Source organism: uncultured Virgibacillus sp. (assembly GCF_947495635.1).
GTDB classification, from domain to species: domain Bacteria; phylum Bacillota; class Bacilli; order Bacillales; family Amphibacillaceae; genus Virgibacillus; species Virgibacillus salarius.
On the sequence record NZ_CANMAB010000245.1, the window covers coordinates 1 to 273 of the forward strand.

The 273-nt window shown below is 45.4% G+C and carries 1 protein-coding gene; it reads left to right on the forward strand.

Annotated features, from left to right (window positions below):
• Window positions 1-105: 105 nt before the first annotated feature.
• A partial coding sequence (locus Q1A47_RS20690) for an ATP-binding cassette domain-containing protein (RefSeq protein ID WP_299632771.1) occupies window positions 106-273 on the forward strand: 168 nt, incomplete at its 3' end.

Here is a 273-nt window from a genome sequence, read left to right on the forward strand (position 1 = left end):
GACATGGCTACTCCATGAGGACGCACCGAAAATCGAGCCGCCAGCATCGGTAAAACGGAGAATGCAGGGATTTGCGAGTACGGCTAGTAAGGACGGTGAAGCTTGATGGAGCAAGAAAAATTACTAGAAGTAAAAAACCTAAAGAAACATTTTAGAGCTGGGCGGAAGAAAATCATTACGGCTGTCGATGGTATCTCTTTCGATATTTATAAAGGGGAGACCTTTGGATTAGTAGGCGAATCTGGCTGTGGAAAGTCGACAACGGGAAGAACA